The sequence below is a fragment of the Bradyrhizobium sp. 179 genome, assembly GCF_023073535.1.
In the GTDB taxonomy this organism is placed as follows: domain Bacteria; phylum Pseudomonadota; class Alphaproteobacteria; order Rhizobiales; family Xanthobacteraceae; genus Bradyrhizobium.
Genome location: NZ_JADPJR010000104.1, coordinates 85,919 through 102,099, shown reverse-complemented (window position 1 = coordinate 102,099; position 16,181 = coordinate 85,919). Strand labels below are relative to the sequence as shown.

18 protein-coding genes and 1 tRNA gene are annotated in these 16,181 nt (G+C 64.4%); 12 read left to right on the top strand and 7 right to left on the bottom strand.

Going from position 1 to position 16,181, the window contains the following annotated elements; translation table 11 throughout:
• Positions 1-41 precede the first annotated feature (41 nt).
• Positions 42-200, bottom strand: a complete 159-nt coding sequence (locus IVB12_RS24390; protein WP_247302789.1) for a hypothetical protein — start codon at positions 198-200, stop codon at positions 42-44.
• Between the two features lie 241 nt (positions 201-441).
• On the opposite strand from IVB12_RS24390, the gene IVB12_RS24385 reads away from it, so the two are divergent.
• Positions 442-768, top strand: a complete 327-nt coding sequence (locus IVB12_RS24385) for a hypothetical protein (RefSeq protein WP_247302787.1) — start codon at positions 442-444, stop codon at positions 766-768.
• A gap of 84 nt (positions 769-852) precedes the next feature.
• On the opposite strand, the gene queD is transcribed toward IVB12_RS24385, so the two are convergent.
• The 3 genes from queD to IVB12_RS24370 all read right to left on the bottom strand — a co-directional run bounded on the left by queD (position 853) and on the right by IVB12_RS24370 (position 3,052).
• Positions 853-1,209, bottom strand: a complete 357-nt coding sequence (gene queD, locus IVB12_RS24380) for a 6-carboxytetrahydropterin synthase QueD (protein ID WP_247302785.1) — start codon at positions 1,207-1,209, stop codon at positions 853-855.
• Between the two features lie 67 nt (positions 1,210-1,276).
• Positions 1,277-1,353, bottom strand: a tRNA-Arg gene (locus tag IVB12_RS24375).
• Between the two features lie 253 nt (positions 1,354-1,606).
• Positions 1,607-3,052, bottom strand: coding sequence for a HAMP domain-containing sensor histidine kinase (locus IVB12_RS24370; RefSeq protein ID WP_247302881.1), 1,446 nt, complete (start codon positions 3,050-3,052; stop codon positions 1,607-1,609).
• 407 nt (positions 3,053-3,459) lie between these two features.
• Here IVB12_RS24370 and rpmH point away from each other — a divergent pair, with 407 nt between their 5' ends.
• The 10 genes from rpmH to dapE all read left to right on the top strand — a co-directional run bounded on the left by rpmH (position 3,460) and on the right by dapE (position 12,219).
• Entirely contained in the window at positions 3,460-3,594 is a 135-nt protein-coding gene (gene rpmH, locus IVB12_RS24365; protein ID WP_212501943.1) for a 50S ribosomal protein L34, read from the top strand.
• 28 nt (positions 3,595-3,622) lie between these two features.
• A complete protein-coding gene (gene rnpA / locus IVB12_RS24360) occupies positions 3,623-4,015 on the top strand; it encodes a ribonuclease P protein component (protein ID WP_247302783.1) in 393 nt (130 codons plus the stop codon).
• Positions 4,015-5,883, top strand: a complete 1,869-nt coding sequence (gene yidC, locus IVB12_RS24355) for a membrane protein insertase YidC (RefSeq protein WP_247302781.1) — start codon at positions 4,015-4,017, stop codon at positions 5,881-5,883. The genes rnpA and yidC overlap by 1 nt, the downstream gene beginning before the upstream one ends.
• 140 nt (positions 5,884-6,023) lie before the next feature.
• Positions 6,024-6,677 (top strand): ribosome biogenesis GTP-binding protein YihA/YsxC, encoded by a 654-nt coding sequence (gene yihA, locus IVB12_RS24350; RefSeq protein ID WP_247302779.1) that lies wholly within the window; start codon positions 6,024-6,026, stop codon positions 6,675-6,677.
• Entirely contained in the window at positions 6,677-7,042 is a 366-nt protein-coding gene (locus IVB12_RS24345; RefSeq protein ID WP_247302777.1) for a DUF423 domain-containing protein, read from the top strand. The genes yihA and IVB12_RS24345 overlap by 1 nt, the downstream gene beginning before the upstream one ends.
• Positions 7,043-7,148: 106 nt before the next feature.
• A complete protein-coding gene (gene argB / locus IVB12_RS24340) occupies positions 7,149-8,036 on the top strand; it encodes an acetylglutamate kinase (RefSeq protein ID WP_247276433.1) in 888 nt (295 codons plus the stop codon).
• Between the two features lie 230 nt (positions 8,037-8,266).
• Complete coding sequence (locus IVB12_RS24335) at positions 8,267-9,253, top strand: DUF1036 domain-containing protein (protein WP_247302879.1); 987 nt, start codon at positions 8,267-8,269, stop codon at positions 9,251-9,253.
• 14 nt (positions 9,254-9,267) lie between these two features.
• Positions 9,268-9,957: a pyrimidine 5'-nucleotidase gene (locus IVB12_RS24330; protein ID WP_247302775.1), complete on the top strand. Its 690-nt coding sequence runs from the start codon at positions 9,268-9,270 to the stop codon at positions 9,955-9,957.
• A 239-nt stretch (positions 9,958-10,196) separates the two neighbouring features.
• Positions 10,197-11,042 carry a 2,3,4,5-tetrahydropyridine-2,6-dicarboxylate N-succinyltransferase gene (gene dapD, locus IVB12_RS24325; RefSeq protein ID WP_247302773.1) on the top strand — a complete coding sequence of 282 codons (846 nt, stop codon included), beginning with the start codon at positions 10,197-10,199 and terminating at the stop codon, positions 11,040-11,042.
• A gap of 10 nt (positions 11,043-11,052) precedes the next feature.
• On the top strand, positions 11,053-12,219 hold the full coding sequence (gene dapE, locus IVB12_RS24320) for a succinyl-diaminopimelate desuccinylase (RefSeq protein ID WP_247302770.1): 1,167 nt from the start codon (positions 11,053-11,055) through the stop codon (positions 12,217-12,219).
• 93 nt (positions 12,220-12,312) lie between these two features.
• Here dapE and truA read toward each other — a convergent pair whose 3' ends face one another.
• The 3 genes from truA to def form a co-directional block, all read right to left on the bottom strand.
• Positions 12,313-13,050, bottom strand: a complete 738-nt coding sequence (gene truA, locus IVB12_RS24315) for a tRNA pseudouridine(38-40) synthase TruA (protein WP_247302877.1) — start codon at positions 13,048-13,050, stop codon at positions 12,313-12,315.
• Positions 13,051-13,169: 119 nt separating this feature from the next.
• The gene (gene fmt / locus IVB12_RS24310; RefSeq protein ID WP_247302768.1) at positions 13,170-14,105 is read right to left on the bottom strand and encodes a methionyl-tRNA formyltransferase; all 936 of its coding nucleotides are present in this window, start codon (positions 14,103-14,105) and stop codon (positions 13,170-13,172) included.
• 126 nt (positions 14,106-14,231) lie between these two features.
• Positions 14,232-14,756, bottom strand: coding sequence for a peptide deformylase (gene def, locus IVB12_RS24305; RefSeq protein ID WP_247302766.1), 525 nt, complete (start codon positions 14,754-14,756; stop codon positions 14,232-14,234).
• 171 nt (positions 14,757-14,927) lie between these two features.
• Here def and rmuC point away from each other — a divergent pair, with 171 nt between their 5' ends.
• Positions 14,928-16,127 (top strand): DNA recombination protein RmuC, encoded by a 1,200-nt coding sequence (rmuC, locus tag IVB12_RS24300; protein WP_247302764.1) that lies wholly within the window; start codon positions 14,928-14,930, stop codon positions 16,125-16,127.
• Positions 16,128-16,181: the final 54 nt, after the last annotated feature.

Here is a 16,181-nt window from a genome sequence, read left to right as displayed (position 1 = left end):
GGGCTCGTCTCGCGGCGAAGGGCGATTTTACTCGCGCGACCTCAGAATAATGCGGCCTTCAGCGCCTGTCCGTAGATCATGGCGGCAACGAGGAAGATTAGCGCCCACGCTCCCGCGAAGATCATGAGGATCTTCAGGGTCTCGACGTCGATGGTGATTCTCATTGCACGGGATAGTGCTTTTGCCAGTGCAGCCATCATCGCCAGCTCCGGACCAGGCCGCGCAGAGCGCGGTCTGATTCGTCTAGCGTCATTGGGGGCGTTTGCGTGTGAAACAGATTACACGCGGCGGTCAGCTGAGTTCAGAAGAGCACTTATGCCGAAGACCATCATTGCTTCAGCTCAATGATGTGGCACCAAGTTCGAGGGACGGCTGACGGCCGTGACATGGAGACGCTGGAACGAGAATGCGAAGCACGGCGTTCGCCCGAAGGAGTCCCCCATGCCGACCAAACCGACCATCGCCCGCATCTGGCGCGGCCGTACTCGCCGCGAGGTCGCTGACGCCTACCAGGCCTACCTGCAGGCGGAGGGCATTCCGCCGCTGTTGAAGACGGCGCTCGGCGTGCAGCAGCTGCGCGAGGACCGCGATAAGGAGACGTGGTTCACGACCATCTCCTACTGGGCGGACGTCGAGGCCATGACGGCTTTCACCAAAGGCGAGCCGATCAAGGTGCATCATCTCCCGCGCGATCCGGAATTCCTGATCGAGTTACCGGAACGCATCGAGATCCACCGCATCCTGATCGACGAACAGGGGCTGCGGTGATTGCCACCACGCGTATCCCAGCCGAGCGAGGCTCCGGTTCGGGATACGATGTCGAGCGCATTTTGACCACGGCGCCGTCGCGCGTCACCGCCCCTGATATTCGGCCCAGCAGTCCGCCGTTTCGTAAACGCGGACAGCCGAGATTTGCCGCATGCTCGGCACCAGCCGGTCCCATATCCAGATCGCAATGTTCTCGGCCGTCGGGTTCTCGAGCCCCTCGACGTCGTTCAGGCACCTGTGGTCCAACGCGCCCACGATGTCGGCGAAGCACTTCTCGAGATCGAAAAAGTCCACGACGAAGCCCGTGCGCGGGTCGACCGGTCCGTCGAGCTGAACCTCTACTCGGTAGGAATGACCATGCAGCCGGCTGCATCGGTGCGTCTCGGGCACCTTCGGCAGCCGATGCGCCGCCTCGAATTTGAATGCCTGCGATATCTTCATTTGGTTCCCGACAGGGCGCGGCCGATCCGCGATCTCGGATGCCGGTTGCCTGACCGGCGTCAAGGAATGGCGCGCCCGGAACGATTCGAACGTCCGACCCTCAGATTCGTAGTCTGATGCTCTATCCAGCTGAGCTACGGGCGCGTTTTTCGCAAGCAGCGATGGCGGGCATGGCCCGCGACGCATCTCCCGGAGGGCCGGGAGGGGTGCGAAAGAGCGCTCTGACTAGCCGCTCTTGTCCCTGTTGGCAAGATCCGGGATGGGGAGATTTTGCAAGGAGATGACCGTCAGCGTGACCCCGCCAAGCGAGAAGTGCGGAATCTCGCGCCGAAACCTCTGATTCCGCGCCCGTCCCTTTGGGCCGTCCCGGAATGACGAGAGACTGTCGGCTGGCCGGCTACGCCCGCGCCCGCTCGTTGCGGATGGAGAGCAGTTCCACGGGGCGGTCGGGGATGACGATACGGAAGGTGGCGCCGATGGTGCCTTCGACGAGGTGGATGTCGCCGCCATGGGCGCGGACGAGCTCGGCGGCGATGGCAAGGCCAAGGCCGCTGCCGCCGGGGCGACCGGAGGTTTGGAACGCCTCGAACAGGTGCTCCCGGGTTTTCTGGGGCACGCCCGGGCCGGTGTCGGAAACCTCCAGGATGGCGACCGCGCCCTCGCGTTTTCCGGTGATCCGGATCTGCTGCACGCCGCCGTCGCCGGACGAGGCATGGCTTTCCAGCGCCTGGGCGGCGTTACGGACGAGGTTGAGCAGCACGCGGAACAGCTGGTCGGGATCGGCATCGACCGCAAGCCCGCGCTCGATCGCCGAAACCCAGGCGATCGAGGCGTCGTTGGCGAGGCCAGCGGTCTCGCGCACCTCCAGCACCACCGGCTCGATCAGGATCATGCGGCGGTCTGGTGCGGCCTCCTGAGCGCGGCCATAGGACAAGGTGGATTGGCAGAAGGCGATGGCGCGCTCCAGCGAGCGCACCAGTTTTGGCGCGAAGCGCTGCACCCGCGGATCCGGCACGCTGGCGAGTTGGTCCGACAAAAGCTGCGCCGAGGCCAGCAGGTTGCGCAGATCGTGGTTGATCTTGGAGACGGCGAGGCCGAGGGCGGCGAGCCGGCTCTTCTGATTCAGCATCGACATCAGGTCGCGCTGCATGTCGGACAATTCGCGCTCGGCCACCCCGATCTCGTCGCTGCGCTGGCTCGGCACGATGATCCGCGCCGAGCTCTCGGGATTCTCGTGGAAGCCGACCAGGCTCGCAGTGAGCCGCCGCATCGGGCGCACGAAGAGATAATGCAGAGCGAGATAGACGAGGCCCGCGGTCAGCGCCGCGATGATCAGCGCAACCACCACGACATTACGGGAGAAGCGGTACATCTGCTGCCGCAGCGGCAGCTCGTCGGTGACGATCTCGATGAATTGGGCGTTGCCGACGCCCGGCCCAACGATGCGGATGGCTTGGTTGCCGGTCTCCAGCATCATCCGGAACGAGCCGGTGATCGCCTCCCACGCCGTCACGTCGCGCAGATCGATGTCATGCTCGATGGCCGTGGGAAGGTTGTCGCTGGCGAGCAGCCGGCGCTGCTGGCCCATCTTGATGGCGACGGCGCGGGCATTGATGCTCTTCAATATCTGCCGCGACAGCGAATCGGGAACCATGCCGAGCGGCGCGGCGTCCAGCACCAGCGCCGCGGTGTTGGCCGCCGCCACCCGGTCGTTGAGCCGGTTGACCCAGAAGTTGGCGATGGCGGGCACGTAAAGCAGGCTGGCCGCGATCATCACCAGCGGGACGGTAAGCAGCAGCAGCTTGCCTGACAGCCCGAGCCCGCGCGAGCCGCGCGGCCGCATCGCCGGCTGGTCCGGCTGATCCAGATCCTGGATCGGCTGGCGATCTGTGGCTGCCACGAAATTCGCCCCTGTTGGCCTTGGCTGATGCAAGATGCGACCGGCCCCGGACCCGGTCAAATTACGGATCGCTAATCTGCCGAGGTGAGATGTAAGCGCTGATAAAGCGAGTCGCTACCTCAAGGGTTAAAAACCCCGCACAAACAGCGATATTCACTGGAAACGCGCGCTTGTGCGGCGTTGACGAAAACAAGGCGCTCGCTTATAAGCCGCGCGAATTGTCCGCGATGACCCGGTGCGACACCGGGAGCGGCTCTCTTGGGGCCGGAAAAGGGCCCGTTTTGGGCCGCATCTTCCGGACTTTACCATCAATTCTACAGGCAAATTGCCCGGTCAGCGGAGAAAAACCCGTGAAGCGGACTTATCAACCCAGCAAACTGGTGCGCAAGCGCCGTCACGGCTTCCGTGCCCGTCTCGCCACCGCCGGCGGCCGCAAGGTTCTCGCCGCCCGCCGCTCCCGCGGCCGCAAGCGTCTGAGCGCCTGAGCCGGACCCCCTTTTTCCGGGATTCATCATGGATCGGCTGAGGCAGCGGGCGGATTTCCTCGCCGTTGCCAATGGCGCGCGGGTGAATAGTCCCGCGTTCGTCCTGCAAAGCCGTCGCCGGGACGACGGCGGCCCGATCCGGATCGGCTTTACCGTTACCAAAAAGAACGGCAACGCCCCCGAGCGCAATCGTATCCGGCGCCGGCTTCGCGAACTGGTGAAGCGGTTAGATCCGGTGTCGATGCAACCCCATCATGATTATGTGCTGGTCGGCCGAAGGGACGCGCTCTCGCGCGACTTCGCGACCATGCTCGACGATCTGCGCATAGCATTCGCGAAGCCCGCGCGGCATACGCCCAAGGGACCGGCGAAAGCCGGGCCCCGCGATAAGCCGCAAACCGGATTGATGACGAGAGAATGATGACAGACAATCGCAACACCATCCTCGCCGTCATTCTGTCCGGCCTGGTGCTGATCGCCTGGCAGTATTTCTACAACGTGCCGCAGATGGAGAAGCAGCGCGCCCAGCAACAGACGCAGGCCGAGCTCCAGAAAGGCACACCGCAGCCGACGGCGTCGCCGACGCCGGGTGCCGCGCCGCAGGCGGGCGGCACTCCCTCGGCTCCCCCTGTCGCGAACCAGCCGGCCCAGCCGATCGTCAGCCGCGAGGCCGCGATTGCCGCCTCCCCTCGTGTCAAGATCGAAACGCCTCGTTTGACCGGCAGCATTTCCTTGAAAGGCGCGCGCATCGACGACCTCGCGCTCGTGCAGTATCGAGAAACGGTCGACCCCAAGTCGCCGCCGATCATCCTCTATTCGCCCTCGGGCACGGCGGAGCCGTATTACGCCGAATTTGGTTGGGTGGCCGCGACAAGCGACACGAAGGTGCCTGACCGGACCACCGATTGGCAGCAGGAGGGCTCCAACAGCCTGACGCCGTCCACGCCGCTGGTGCTGAAATTTGATAACGGTCAGGGCCTCACCTTCCGCCGCACCATCACGATCGACGACCGCTACCTGTTCAGCATCAAGGACGAGGTGACCAATGTCGGCAACGCGCCGGTCAAGCTCTTTCCGTTCGCATTGATCTCGCGCCACGGCACGCCGCAAGTCTCAGGCTACTACATCCTGCATGAAGGCCTCATCGGCTATCTCGGCGACCAGGGCTTGCAGGAGAAGGCTTATAAGGCCGTCAGCGAAGCCCCTGCGATCGGCAACGGCGGACACGGATTCGAATTCAACAAGGTCACCAATGCCTGGCTCGGCATTACCGACAAATACTGGGCATCCGCGCTCCTTCCCGACACGTCGGCAACGCTCAAGGCACGTTTCGTCGCCGAACCAGGTACCCAGATCCGATACCAGACCGACTACCTGCAAGATGCGCAGACCGTCGCAATCGGCGGCACGACGACAGCCAACACGCGGCTGTTCGCGGGCGCCAAGGAAGCCGGCGTGGTCGGCATCAACTTCCCGCTCGCAGGCCTCGGCGGCTACAACAAGGAGCTCGGCCTCAACCATTTCGATCTCTTGATCGACTGGGGCTGGTTCTACTTCATCACCAAGCCGATGTTTCTCGGCCTCGACTTCTTCTATCGCTTCTTCGGCAATTTCGGCATCTCGATCCTGCTCGTCACGGTGATCGTGAAGCTGTTGTTCTTCCCGCTGGCGAACAAGTCTTACGCCTCCATGGCGAAGATGAAGTCGATCCAGCCGCAGCTTCAGGCGCTGAAGGAGCGCTATCCCGACGACAAGGTGAAGCAGCAGCAGGAGATGATGGAGATCTACCGCAAGGAGAAGATCAACCCGGTCGCCGGCTGTCTTCCCGTGGTGATCCAAATCCCGGTGTTCTTCTCGCTCTACAAGGTGCTGTTCGTCACCATCGAGATGCGGCACGCACCGTTCTATGGCTGGATCAAGGACCTCTCGGCGCCCGATCCCACCAACCTGTTCAACCTGTTCGGGCTGATCCCGTTCGACCCGACCACGATCCCCGTGTTCGGCCACTATCTCGCGCTCGGCATCTGGCCGATCATCATGGGCATCACGATGTGGTTCCAGATGAAGCTGAATCCGACGCCGCCGGATCCGACGCAGCAGATCATCTTCAACTGGATGCCGCTGATCTTCACCTTCATGCTGGCCGGCTTCCCGGCGGGCCTCGTGATCTACTGGGCCTGGAACAACCTGCTCTCGGTGGTCCAGCAGAGCTACATCATGCGCCGCAACGGCGTGAAGGTGGAGCTGTTCGACAATCTCAAGGCGACGTTCGCGAGGAAAGCGACGTAGGCCGAGGACTTCGAACCTCATCCTGAGGAGCGGCCGCGAGGCCGCGTCTCGAAGGATGGCGACGGGCTCCCGGGCCTGCATGGTTCGAGACGGCGCTTGCGCGCCTCCTCACCATGAGGAACTAGCACTGGGCCTTGAGCATGACCGACGACAAAGATGCGAAGCTGATCGAGGCCGGGCGCAAGCTGTTCGCGCGCGACTGGCAGTTCATCTGGGCCTCGCCCTCGATTGCCACGTTGCCGCCGATGGCGGGGCTGGAGATCGCCTTTGCCGGCCGCTCGAACGTCGGCAAGTCCAGCCTGATCAACGCGCTCACGGGGCGCAACGCGCTGGCGCGCACCTCGCATACGCCGGGCCGCACCCAGGAGCTGATCTTTTTCGAGGTCCCGGGAAAGAGTGACCTGCGCCTCGTCGACATGCCCGGCTACGGCTATGCCAAGGCGCCCAAGAGCCAGGTCGCGTCCTGGACCGAGCTGATCCACAAATTCCTGCTGGGACGTGCCTCACTCGCGCGCGTCTACGTGCTCATCGACGCGCGACATGGTCTCAAGGACGTCGATCTCGAAGTTCTGAAGACACTCGACCGCTCCGCCGTCAGCTACCAGGTCGTGCTGACCAAGGCCGACCAGGTGAAGGCGTCCGAGCTGCAATCGCGCATCGCCGAGACCGAGGCCGGGCTGGCCAAGCATCCCGCTGCATTCCCGAACGTGCTCGCGACCTCGTCGCGGAGTTCGATCGGCATGGCCGAGCTGCGCGCCGCCATGGCGAAGCTCTTGGAAGAGCGGACCGCCTGATGACGGCACAACGCCTGCTGATTGGGCTTGCCGGCTTGATGGGCGCCGCCGGCGTTGCGCTGGCGGCCGCCTCGGCGCATGACGGCGATGCGAGCCGGCTGGCATCTGCCAGCGCCATGCTGCTGTTTCATGCAACTGGCATACTTGCAACCGTCGCCTTGCTCGCGCGCGGCCTTCTGCATGGCGGAATTGGCCTCGTTGCCGCGTTCGGCCTTGCAGCAGGCGCCGCGCTGTTCGCGGGCGATTTCACCTTACGGCAATATGCGGGATCTGGGCTATTTCCGTATGCAGCGCCGACGGGTGGAACGGTGATGATGTTGGGCTGGCTGGCGGTGAGCGTGGCGGCGGTGGCGGTGAAGACGTAGCTCTCTTTCTTACCCTCGCCTGGAGGGAGCGTAAGAGCACTTTGCGCCACGCCCGCCAATCGGATAGAACGCAGCCCGCGTTAGTCCCGCCAGCGAGATCCGCCTCATGACCGACATCTCCCCGCTCGACCAGGCCCGCATCCTGTCCGAAGCGCTGCCGCACATGCAGCAGTATGACGAGGAAACCATCGTCATCAAATATGGCGGCCATGCCATGGGCGACGAGGAGACGGCCAAGAACTTTGCGCGCGATATCGTGCTGCTGGAGCAGACCGCGATCAACCCGGTGGTGGTGCATGGCGGCGGGCCGCAGATCGCGACCATGCTCAAGCGCCTCGGCATCGTCTCGGAATTCGCCGCCGGCCTGCGCATCACCGATGCCGCGACCATCGAGATCGTCGAGATGGTGCTCGCCGGCTCCGTCAACAAGCAGATCGTCGGGTACATCAACGAAGCTGGCGGCAAGGCCGTGGGTCTGTCGGGCAAAGACGGCAACATGGTGAAAGCGTCGAAGACGACGCGGACCATCATCGATCCGGACTCGAACATCGAGAAGGCGATCGATCTCGGCTTCGTCGGCGATCCCGAGAAGGTCGATCTCACCCTGCTCAACCAGCTGATCGGCTACGAGCTGATCCCGGTGCTGGCGCCGCTCGCGACCTCTCAGGACGGCCAGACGCTGAATATCAACGCCGACACGTTTGCGGGTGCGGTGGCCGGCGCGCTCAAGGCCAAGCGCCTCTTGCTACTCACCGACGTGCCTGGCGTGCTCGACAAGTCCAAGAAGCTGATCCCGCAATTGTCCGTCAAGGACGCGCGAAAGCTGATCGCCGACGGCACCATTTCCGGCGGCATGATCCCGAAGGTCGAGACCTGTATCTACGCGCTCGAACAGGGCGTGCAGGGCGTCGTCATCATCGACGGCAAGATGCAGCATGCGGTGCTGCTCGAGCTCTTCACCAACCAGGGCACGGGAACGCTGATCCACAAGTGATGCGGGAACGGGCAAGGAAAGAGGGCGTCATGCCCGGGCTTGTCCCGCCTGCGCGGCCGAAGCCGCTTCGGCGAGGCGAAGGCCCGGCCATCCACGACTCTCGCATTGCTCGGTCATTTCGGAGCGCCCGAAGGGCGAACCCGGAATCTCGAGATTCCGGGTTCGATGCTTCGCATCGCCCCGGAATGACTGGATCGCAGCACCGCCGCTCGCCCCTCACCCGCTGCCTGATGACGCTGCCTGCCGCAGCCGCCTCGTTCTTCTTCTCCTCCGCGCCGGCCTTTGCGGACCTCAAGATCTGCAACCGCATGTCCTATGTCGTCGAGGCCGCGATCGGCATCGACGACAAGGCCGCGACCGCGACGCGGGGCTGGTTCAGGATCGATCCCGCCACCTGCCGCGTGGTGGTGCAGGGCATGTTAACCGCCGACCGCATCCTGCTCAATGCGCGCGCGCTCGGTGTCTATGGCGCCTCGCCGATCCCGCAGAACGGCCGCGACATGCTGTGCGTGGCGCAGGACAATTTCGTCATCGCGGCGGCGCGGCAGTGCCGCAGCGGCCAGACCCAGGCCGCGTTCACGCAGGTGACACCGACGCAAGGCGCGGACGGCAACCTCATTGCCTATCTCGCCGAGGATTCCGAATATGACGACGAGCAGGCGCGCCTCGCCGGCATCCAGCGGCTGCTGGTGATCGCGGGCTACGACGTCGGCGCGATCGACGGCGTCGATGGGCCGAAGACGCAAGCCGCGCTGGCTGCCTTTTTGAAGGGCCGCGGGCTGTCGTCCGACGTGGTGTCGTCGCCAAATGTCTTCAAGACCATGATCGATGCGGTGCAGACGCCGTCGGCGACTGGCCTCACCTGGTGCAACGACACGCCGCACAAGGTGATGGCGGCGGTCGCGACCGACGACGGCAAGTCGGTGACGAGCCGAGGCTGGTATCGCATCGATCCAAAGACATGCCTGCATCCTGATGTGACCGGCCAGCCCCGGCAGATCTTCAGCTTCGCCGAAGCGGTCGATGCCGACAACCGCGTCATCAAGCTGAAGGACCGGCCGCTGAACTGGGGCGGCGACAAGCAGCTCTGCACGCGCGAGACCAAATTCGAGACGAGCGAGCAGGCCGATTGCAGCGCGCGCGGATTTGCGGCAACGGGGTTTGGGGCGGTGGATATGTCGAGCGGCGGCAAGACGCTGCGGTTTGCGATGCCGTGAGCGAGAGTGTTGTGATGAAATCTCCCCGCGCCTTTGCTCAGGTCGACACCTGGGTGTTCGATCTCGACAACACGCTCTATCCGCATCACGTCAATCTGTGGCAGCAGGTCGATGCGCGGATCGGTGAGTTCGTGTCGAGCTGGTTGAACGTGACCCCAGAGGAAGCGCGCAAGATTCAGAAGGATTATTACCTGCGCTTCGGCACCACCATGCGCGGCATGATGACCCTGCACGGCGTCTCCGCCGACGACTACCTCGCCTACGTCCACAAGATCGACCACTCGCCGCTGGAGCCGAACCCGGCGCTCGGTGCAGCCATCGCTGGACTGCCGGGCCGCAAGTTGATCCTGACCAACGGCTCGGTCGACCATGTCGATGCGGTGCTGGCGCGGCTGGGCTTCGCCTCGCATTTCGACGGCGTGTTCGACATCATCGCCGCCGAGTTCGAGCCCAAGCCGGCGCCGCAGACCTACCGCAAATTCCTCAGTCAGCACGCCGTCGATCCGACCCGCGCCGCTATGTTCGAGGATCTCGCCCGCAACCTCGCCCTCCCGCACCAGCTCGGCATGACCACGGTGCTCGTGGTGCCCGACGGCGCGAAAGAGGTGGTGCGCGAGGACTGGGAGCTGGAGGGCCGCGACGCCGCTCATGTCGACCACGTCACGGATGATCTGACGGGGTTTTTGGCCAAGCTGTCGGGGTAGGCCTTATCGCTCAACCATGCATCGTCATTCCGGGGCGCCCGAAGGGCAAACTACGGTGCGCAATTGCGCACCGGAGAATCTCGAGATTCCGGGTTCGATGCTTCGCATCGCCCCGGAATGACGGTGGAGATACCCGGGGCAAGCCCGGTAGCGACGAATGTGCGCTTGACTTGACCTTTCCAAATCCCGAAAAAGCGCCCCAATCCATCAAAATTCCCGTTTCCTTTGAGGAAATCCCGATGTCCCTTGCAGCCCTCGAATCCACCATCAACAGCGCCTTCGACGCGCGCGAGACCATCTCGACCACGACCAAGGGCGAGGTGCGCGAGGCCGTGGACCAGGCGCTGGAAATCCTGGACAAGGGCGAGGCGCGCGTTGCCGAGCGCGGCAGCGACGGCAAGTGGAAGGTCAACCAATGGCTGAAGAAGGCCGTGCTGCTCTCCTTCCGCCTCAACGACATGGACGTCATTCCCGGCGGATCGGGCAAGGCGACCTGGTGGGACAAGGTGCCCTCGAAGTTCGAAGGCTGGGGCGAGAACCGCTTTCGCGATGCCGGTTTCCGTGCCGTCCCCGGCTCCATCGTGCGCCGCTCGGCCTTTATCGCCAAGAACGTCGTGCTGATGCCGTCCTTCGTCAACCTCGGCGCCTATGTCGATGAGAGCACCATGGTCGACACCTGGGCCACCGTCGGCTCCTGCGCCCAGATCGGCAAGCGCGTGCACATCTCCGGCGGCGCCGGCATCGGCGGCGTGCTCGAGCCGCTCCAGGCCGAGCCCGTGATTATCGAGGACGACTGTTTCATCGGCGCGCGGAGCGAGGTCGCCGAAGGCGTGATCGTGCGCAAGGGCGCGGTGTTGGCGATGGGCGTGTTCCTGGGCGCCTCCACCAAGATCGTCGACCGCGAGACCGGCGAAATCTTCATGGGCGAAGTGCCCGAATATTCCGTGGTGGTGCCGGGCGCGCTGCCCGGCAAGCCCATGAAGAACGGCCAGCCCGGTCCGAGCACCGCCTGCGCCGTCATCGTCAAGCGCGTCGACGAGCGCACGCGGTCGAAGACGAGCATCAACGAGCTGCTGCGGGATTGATCGGACGCGCATGACCGATGCTCTCTCCATTGCCCGCGATCTCATCCGCTGCCCCTCGGTAACCCCGGCCGATGCCGGTGCGCTCGGGGTGCTTGAACAAGCCCTGAACGCAGCAGGCTTCACCTGTCACCGCGTGACCTTCAGCGAACCCGGCACCGCCGACATCGACAATCTCTATGCGCGGATCGGCAGCGAGGGCCCGCACATCACCTTTGCCGGCCACACCGACGTGGTGCCGCCCGGTGACGAGAGCGCCTGGAGCGTCGGCGCGTTCTCGGGCGAGGTCCGGGATGGTTTCCTGCACGGCCGCGGCGCGGTCGACATGAAGGGCGGCATCGCCTGCTCGGTGGCGGCGGTGCTGGAGCATCTCGCCGCCAATGAGGGCAAGCCGCGCAAGGACGGCAAGGGCTCGATCTCCTTCCTGATCACCGGCGACGAGGAAGACGTTTCGATCAACGGCACGGTCAAGCTGCTGGAATGGGCCGCCGAGCGCGGCGAAAAGTTCGACCATTGCGTGCTGGGCGAGCCCTCCAACGTCGAGACGCTCGGTGACACCATCAAGGTCGGCCGCCGCGGCTCGCAATCCGGCACGCTCTATGTCGACGGCGTGCAGGGCCATGTCGCCTATCCGCATCGCGCCTCCAACCCGGTGCCTGATATCGCGCGGCTGATCGTGGCGATCTCCGACGAGCCGCTCGACCATGGCAGCGCCCAGTTCCAGGCCTCCAATCTCGAATTCACCTCGGTCGACGTCGGCAACAAGGCCAGCAACGTCATCCCCGGCGAGGCCCGCGCGAAATTCAACATCCGCTACAACGACAACCACACGCAAGCATCCTTGCGCGAATTGGTCGAGGCGCGCCTCGCCAAAGCCTGCGGCAACCGCATCCGCGCCCGCATCGTCTGGGATCACTCGAACTCCAACGTGTTCGTGACCAAGCCCGGCCCGTTCACCGATCTTGCAGTGTCCGCGATCGAAGAAGTGACGGGCCGCAAGCCGGAGCTGTCGACCTCGGGCGGCACGTCGGACGCGCGCTTCATCTCCAGCTACTGCCCAGTGATCGAGTTCGGCCTGGTCGGCCAGACCATGCACCAGATCGACGAGCGGGTGCCGGTGACGGATCTGGAGAAGCTGACGCGGGTGTATCGGGGAATTTTGGCGCGGTATTTTGCGTAAGGTGCTGCTGCTTTGCCTGCGGTGTCTTCGCCAAATCCTCCGCCGTCATGCCCGGGCTTGTCCCGGGCATGACGCTACTGGCGGCATTAGGCTCTAATAATCCACCTTCACCAGATACAGCCCCTGCGGCGGGGCGACGATGCCGCAGGCGGCGCGACTGCGGGCGGCGAGTGCGGCCGACAGATCATCGGCCGTCCAGCGTCCCTCGCCGACCCAGACCAGCGATCCCACCATCGAGCGCACCTGGCTGTGCAGGAACGAGCGCGCAGAGGTGACAATGGTGATCTCGCGGCCGTCGCGTATCACGTCGAGCTGATCGAGCGTCTTCTCCGGCGACTTGGCTTGGCACTCGGTATCGCGGAACGTCGTGAAGTCGTGCTTGCCGAGCAGACGCTGGGCTGCTGCATGCATCGCGTCACTGTCGAGCCGGCGCGGCACGCGCCAGGCGCGACCGACGTCGATGGCGAGATTGGCGCGGGTGTTGATGATGCGGTAGCGGTAGTGGCGCTTGATGGCCGAGAAGCGTGCCTCGAAGGTCTCGGGGACGATCTCGGCCTCGAGCACCGCGATCGGATGCGGGCGCAAATGCGCGTTGAGCCCGTCGCGAAAACGATCCGGCGCAAATTGCTTGCCGATGTCGACATGCGCGACCTGGCCAAGCGCGTGCACGCCGGCATCGGTGCGGCCAGCGCCATGCACCCGCGCGCCCGCGCCGGTCATCGCCTTGACCGCGGCCTCCAGCGCGCCCTGCACCGAGGGCAGCGTCTCCTGCACTTGCCAGCCGAAGAACGGCGCGCCGTCATATTCGATGGTGAGCTTGTAACGGGGCATCGTGTCCAGTTTCACCGTCATTGCCCGCGAAGGCGGGCAATCCAGTACTCCGCAGCCTATCAGATCAACCGAGAAGCCTCGGCGTACTGGATACCCCGCCTTCGCGGGGTATGACAGTGTCAGCTGAATTTCGCGCCGGCCCTCACAGGCACGCCGCGCAGAAAGTCCGCGGCCCGCATCCTGGCCTTGCCTTCGCGCTGCAGCTCGAGGATGCGAACCGCACCCTCGCCGCAGGCGATGGTGAGGTGGTCGTCGAGCACCTCGCCCGGCGCACCTGAGCCGTTCGCCAATTCACATCGCAGGATCTTGACGCGCGCATTTTCGCTGACGTCCACAAGCTCGGTCCAGGCGCCGGGAAACGGCGACAGGCCATGGATGTGGCGCAGCACCGCGCGTGCGGGTTTGGTCCAATCGATCCGCCCCTCGGCCTTGTCGATCTTAGCGGCATAGGTGACACCGTCCTCGCTCTGCTTTTTGAGCTGGAGCCCGCCGCGTGCGAGCGCCGCCATCGCGCGCACCATCAAATCGGCACCTAACCGGGACAGGCGATCGTGCAGATCGGCCGCGGTCATGCTGTCGGTGATCGCGATGCGCTCGGCCATGGCGACGTCGCCGGTATCTAAGCCGACATCCATCTTCATCACCATCACGCCGCTTTCGGCATCGCCCGCCATGATGGCGCGGTTGATCGGCGCGGCGCCGCGCCAGCGCGGCAAGAGCGAAGCGTGCAGATTGTAGCAGCCGAGCTTCGGCGCATCGAGGATCGCCTGCGGCAGGATCATGCCATAGGCGACGACGACGGCGGCATCGGCATCGAAGGCGCGAAACTCGTCGAGCGCTTCCGGCGTCCTCAACGTCTTCGGCGTCAGCACGTGAACGCCGAGTTTTCGCGCGGCTTCTTCAACCGGAGTGGGCTGCAATTGCAGGCCGCGCCGTCCGCCCGGCTTCGGCGCGCGGGTGTAGACGGCGGCGATCTCGTGGCCATGCGCGACCAGCTCGAGCAGCGTCGGCACGGAGAAATCGGGCGTGCCCATGAAGATCAGGCGGAGGGGCATGTGGAAGACCTGCGAAAGGCGCAATCCCGTGACAGTCATTCCGGGGCGGCGCGAAGAGCCGAACCCGGAATCTCGAGGTTCCGGGTTCGATGCTTCGCATCGCCCCGGAACGACAGAAAGCCTACTCTACCCCGCGCGCTTGGCGGCCTTCTCGAACTTCTTCATGACGCGGTCGCGCTTCAGCTTCGACAGGTAGTCGACAAACAGGACGCCGTTGAGATGATCGATCTCGTGCTGGATGCAGGTGGCATAGAGGCCTTCGGCATCCTCTTCGTGCAGCTTGCCGTCGAGATCGGTGAAGCGCACGCGCACCTTCGCCGGGCGCTCGACCTCCTCGTAATATTCGGGGATCGAGAGGCAGCCTTCCTCGTACACTGAAAGTTCCTCCGAGGAGGAGAGAATCTCCGGATTGATGAAGACGCGCGGCTCGTGCCTGGTCTCGCCGTCCTCGTCGCGCTTGGCGAGGTCCATGGTGATCAGCCGCAGCGGCTGCGCGACCTGGATCGCGGCGAGGCCAATGCCAGGCGCGTCGTACATGGTCTCGAACATGTCGTCGGCAAGCTTGCGGATCTCCGACGTGACCTTCTCGATCGGCTTGGAGACCAAACGCAGCTGCTTGTCGGGCAGGATGATGATTTCTCTTAGGGCCATGGCCGCGATTTAAGCTGCGTGTCGGGTGCGGTCAATCCGGCGCGGAACTCCGTTAACCCTCCGCTAACCATAAAACTTCAGATTTCGTTAACCATAAGAATCAACGGGACTTTGGCCATAGACGTTCGCTATTCGTTCGTGGAGCCCGGCGAATCGGCTAGAAGGGTCGGCATGAACGAGATCATCTTCGTGCTCGGCGACTGGCCGGTGCGCACCATCGACGCGCTGATCGGCTTCGGCGCCCTCGTCCTCATCCTGCTGGTGGTGATTGCCGTGGTGATCGCGCGCTCCGGGCGGCGCGGCGCGGAACTCGCGATGGCCAATGCCATCCGTGCCGACGAGCTCGAGGAGCGCCTGAGCGAGGTGCTGCGGGCGCAGAGCGAGGCTTCGGGCCGGGTCGACGCCATGACCCAGGCGCTGGCCGGCCGCCAGGCCGAGATGGCACGGGCGGTCAATGAGCGGCTGGATTCGGTGACGCATCGCGTCGGCCAGTCCATGGAACACTCCACCCGCAACACCATGGAGAGCCTGCGCGCGCTGCATGAGCGGCTCGGCATCATCGACAGCGCGCACAAGAACCTCACCGACCTCACCACCCAGGTGACGACCCTGCGCGACGTGCTCGCCAACAAGCAGTCGCGCGGCGCCTTCGGCCAGGCGCGGATGGAGGCGATTGTCCAGGACGGTCTTCCAAAGGGGTCCTACGAGTTCCAGTTCACGCTCTCGACCGGCAAGCGGCCGGATTGCGTCGTGTTCCTGCCCGACCAGCGCCCGCTCTGCATCGATGCAAAATTTCCGCTGGAGGCGGTGACGGCCCTGCACGATGCCCGCACCGACGAGGAGCGGCGGATTGCCACGCAGCGGCTACGCGGCGACGTGATGAAGCACGTCAGCGACATCGCCGAAAAATACCTCGTCACGGGCGAGACCCAGGAGATGGCGCTGATGTTCGTGCCGTCGGAATCGGTCTATGCCGAGATCCATGACGGCTTTGACGACGTGATCCAGAAAGCGTACCGCGCTCGCGTGGTGCTGGTGTCGCCGTCGCTTTTGATGCTCGCGATCCAGGTGATGCAGCAGATCATGAAGGACGCGCGCATGCGCGACGCAGCCGACCAGATCCGCACCGAGGTTATCAAGCTCGGCGACGATTTGAGTCGTCTGCGCGACCGAGTGCTGAAACTGCAAAAGCATTTCTCCGACGTCAACGAGGACGTCCGCCAGGTTCTGATCTCGGCCGACAAGATCGAAAAGCGCGCCGGACGTATCGAGGAGCTCGATTTCAGCAAGAGCGATGCCCCCGATGCCCCACGGCTGGTAGCGACGGGCGCGGGCGAGGTGTTCCCGAGGAAGCTGCAGGCAGGGGAGTGAGATTTGGGGCACACTGTCATGCCCCGCGCAGGGGGCATCCTGTACGCCGCGGCA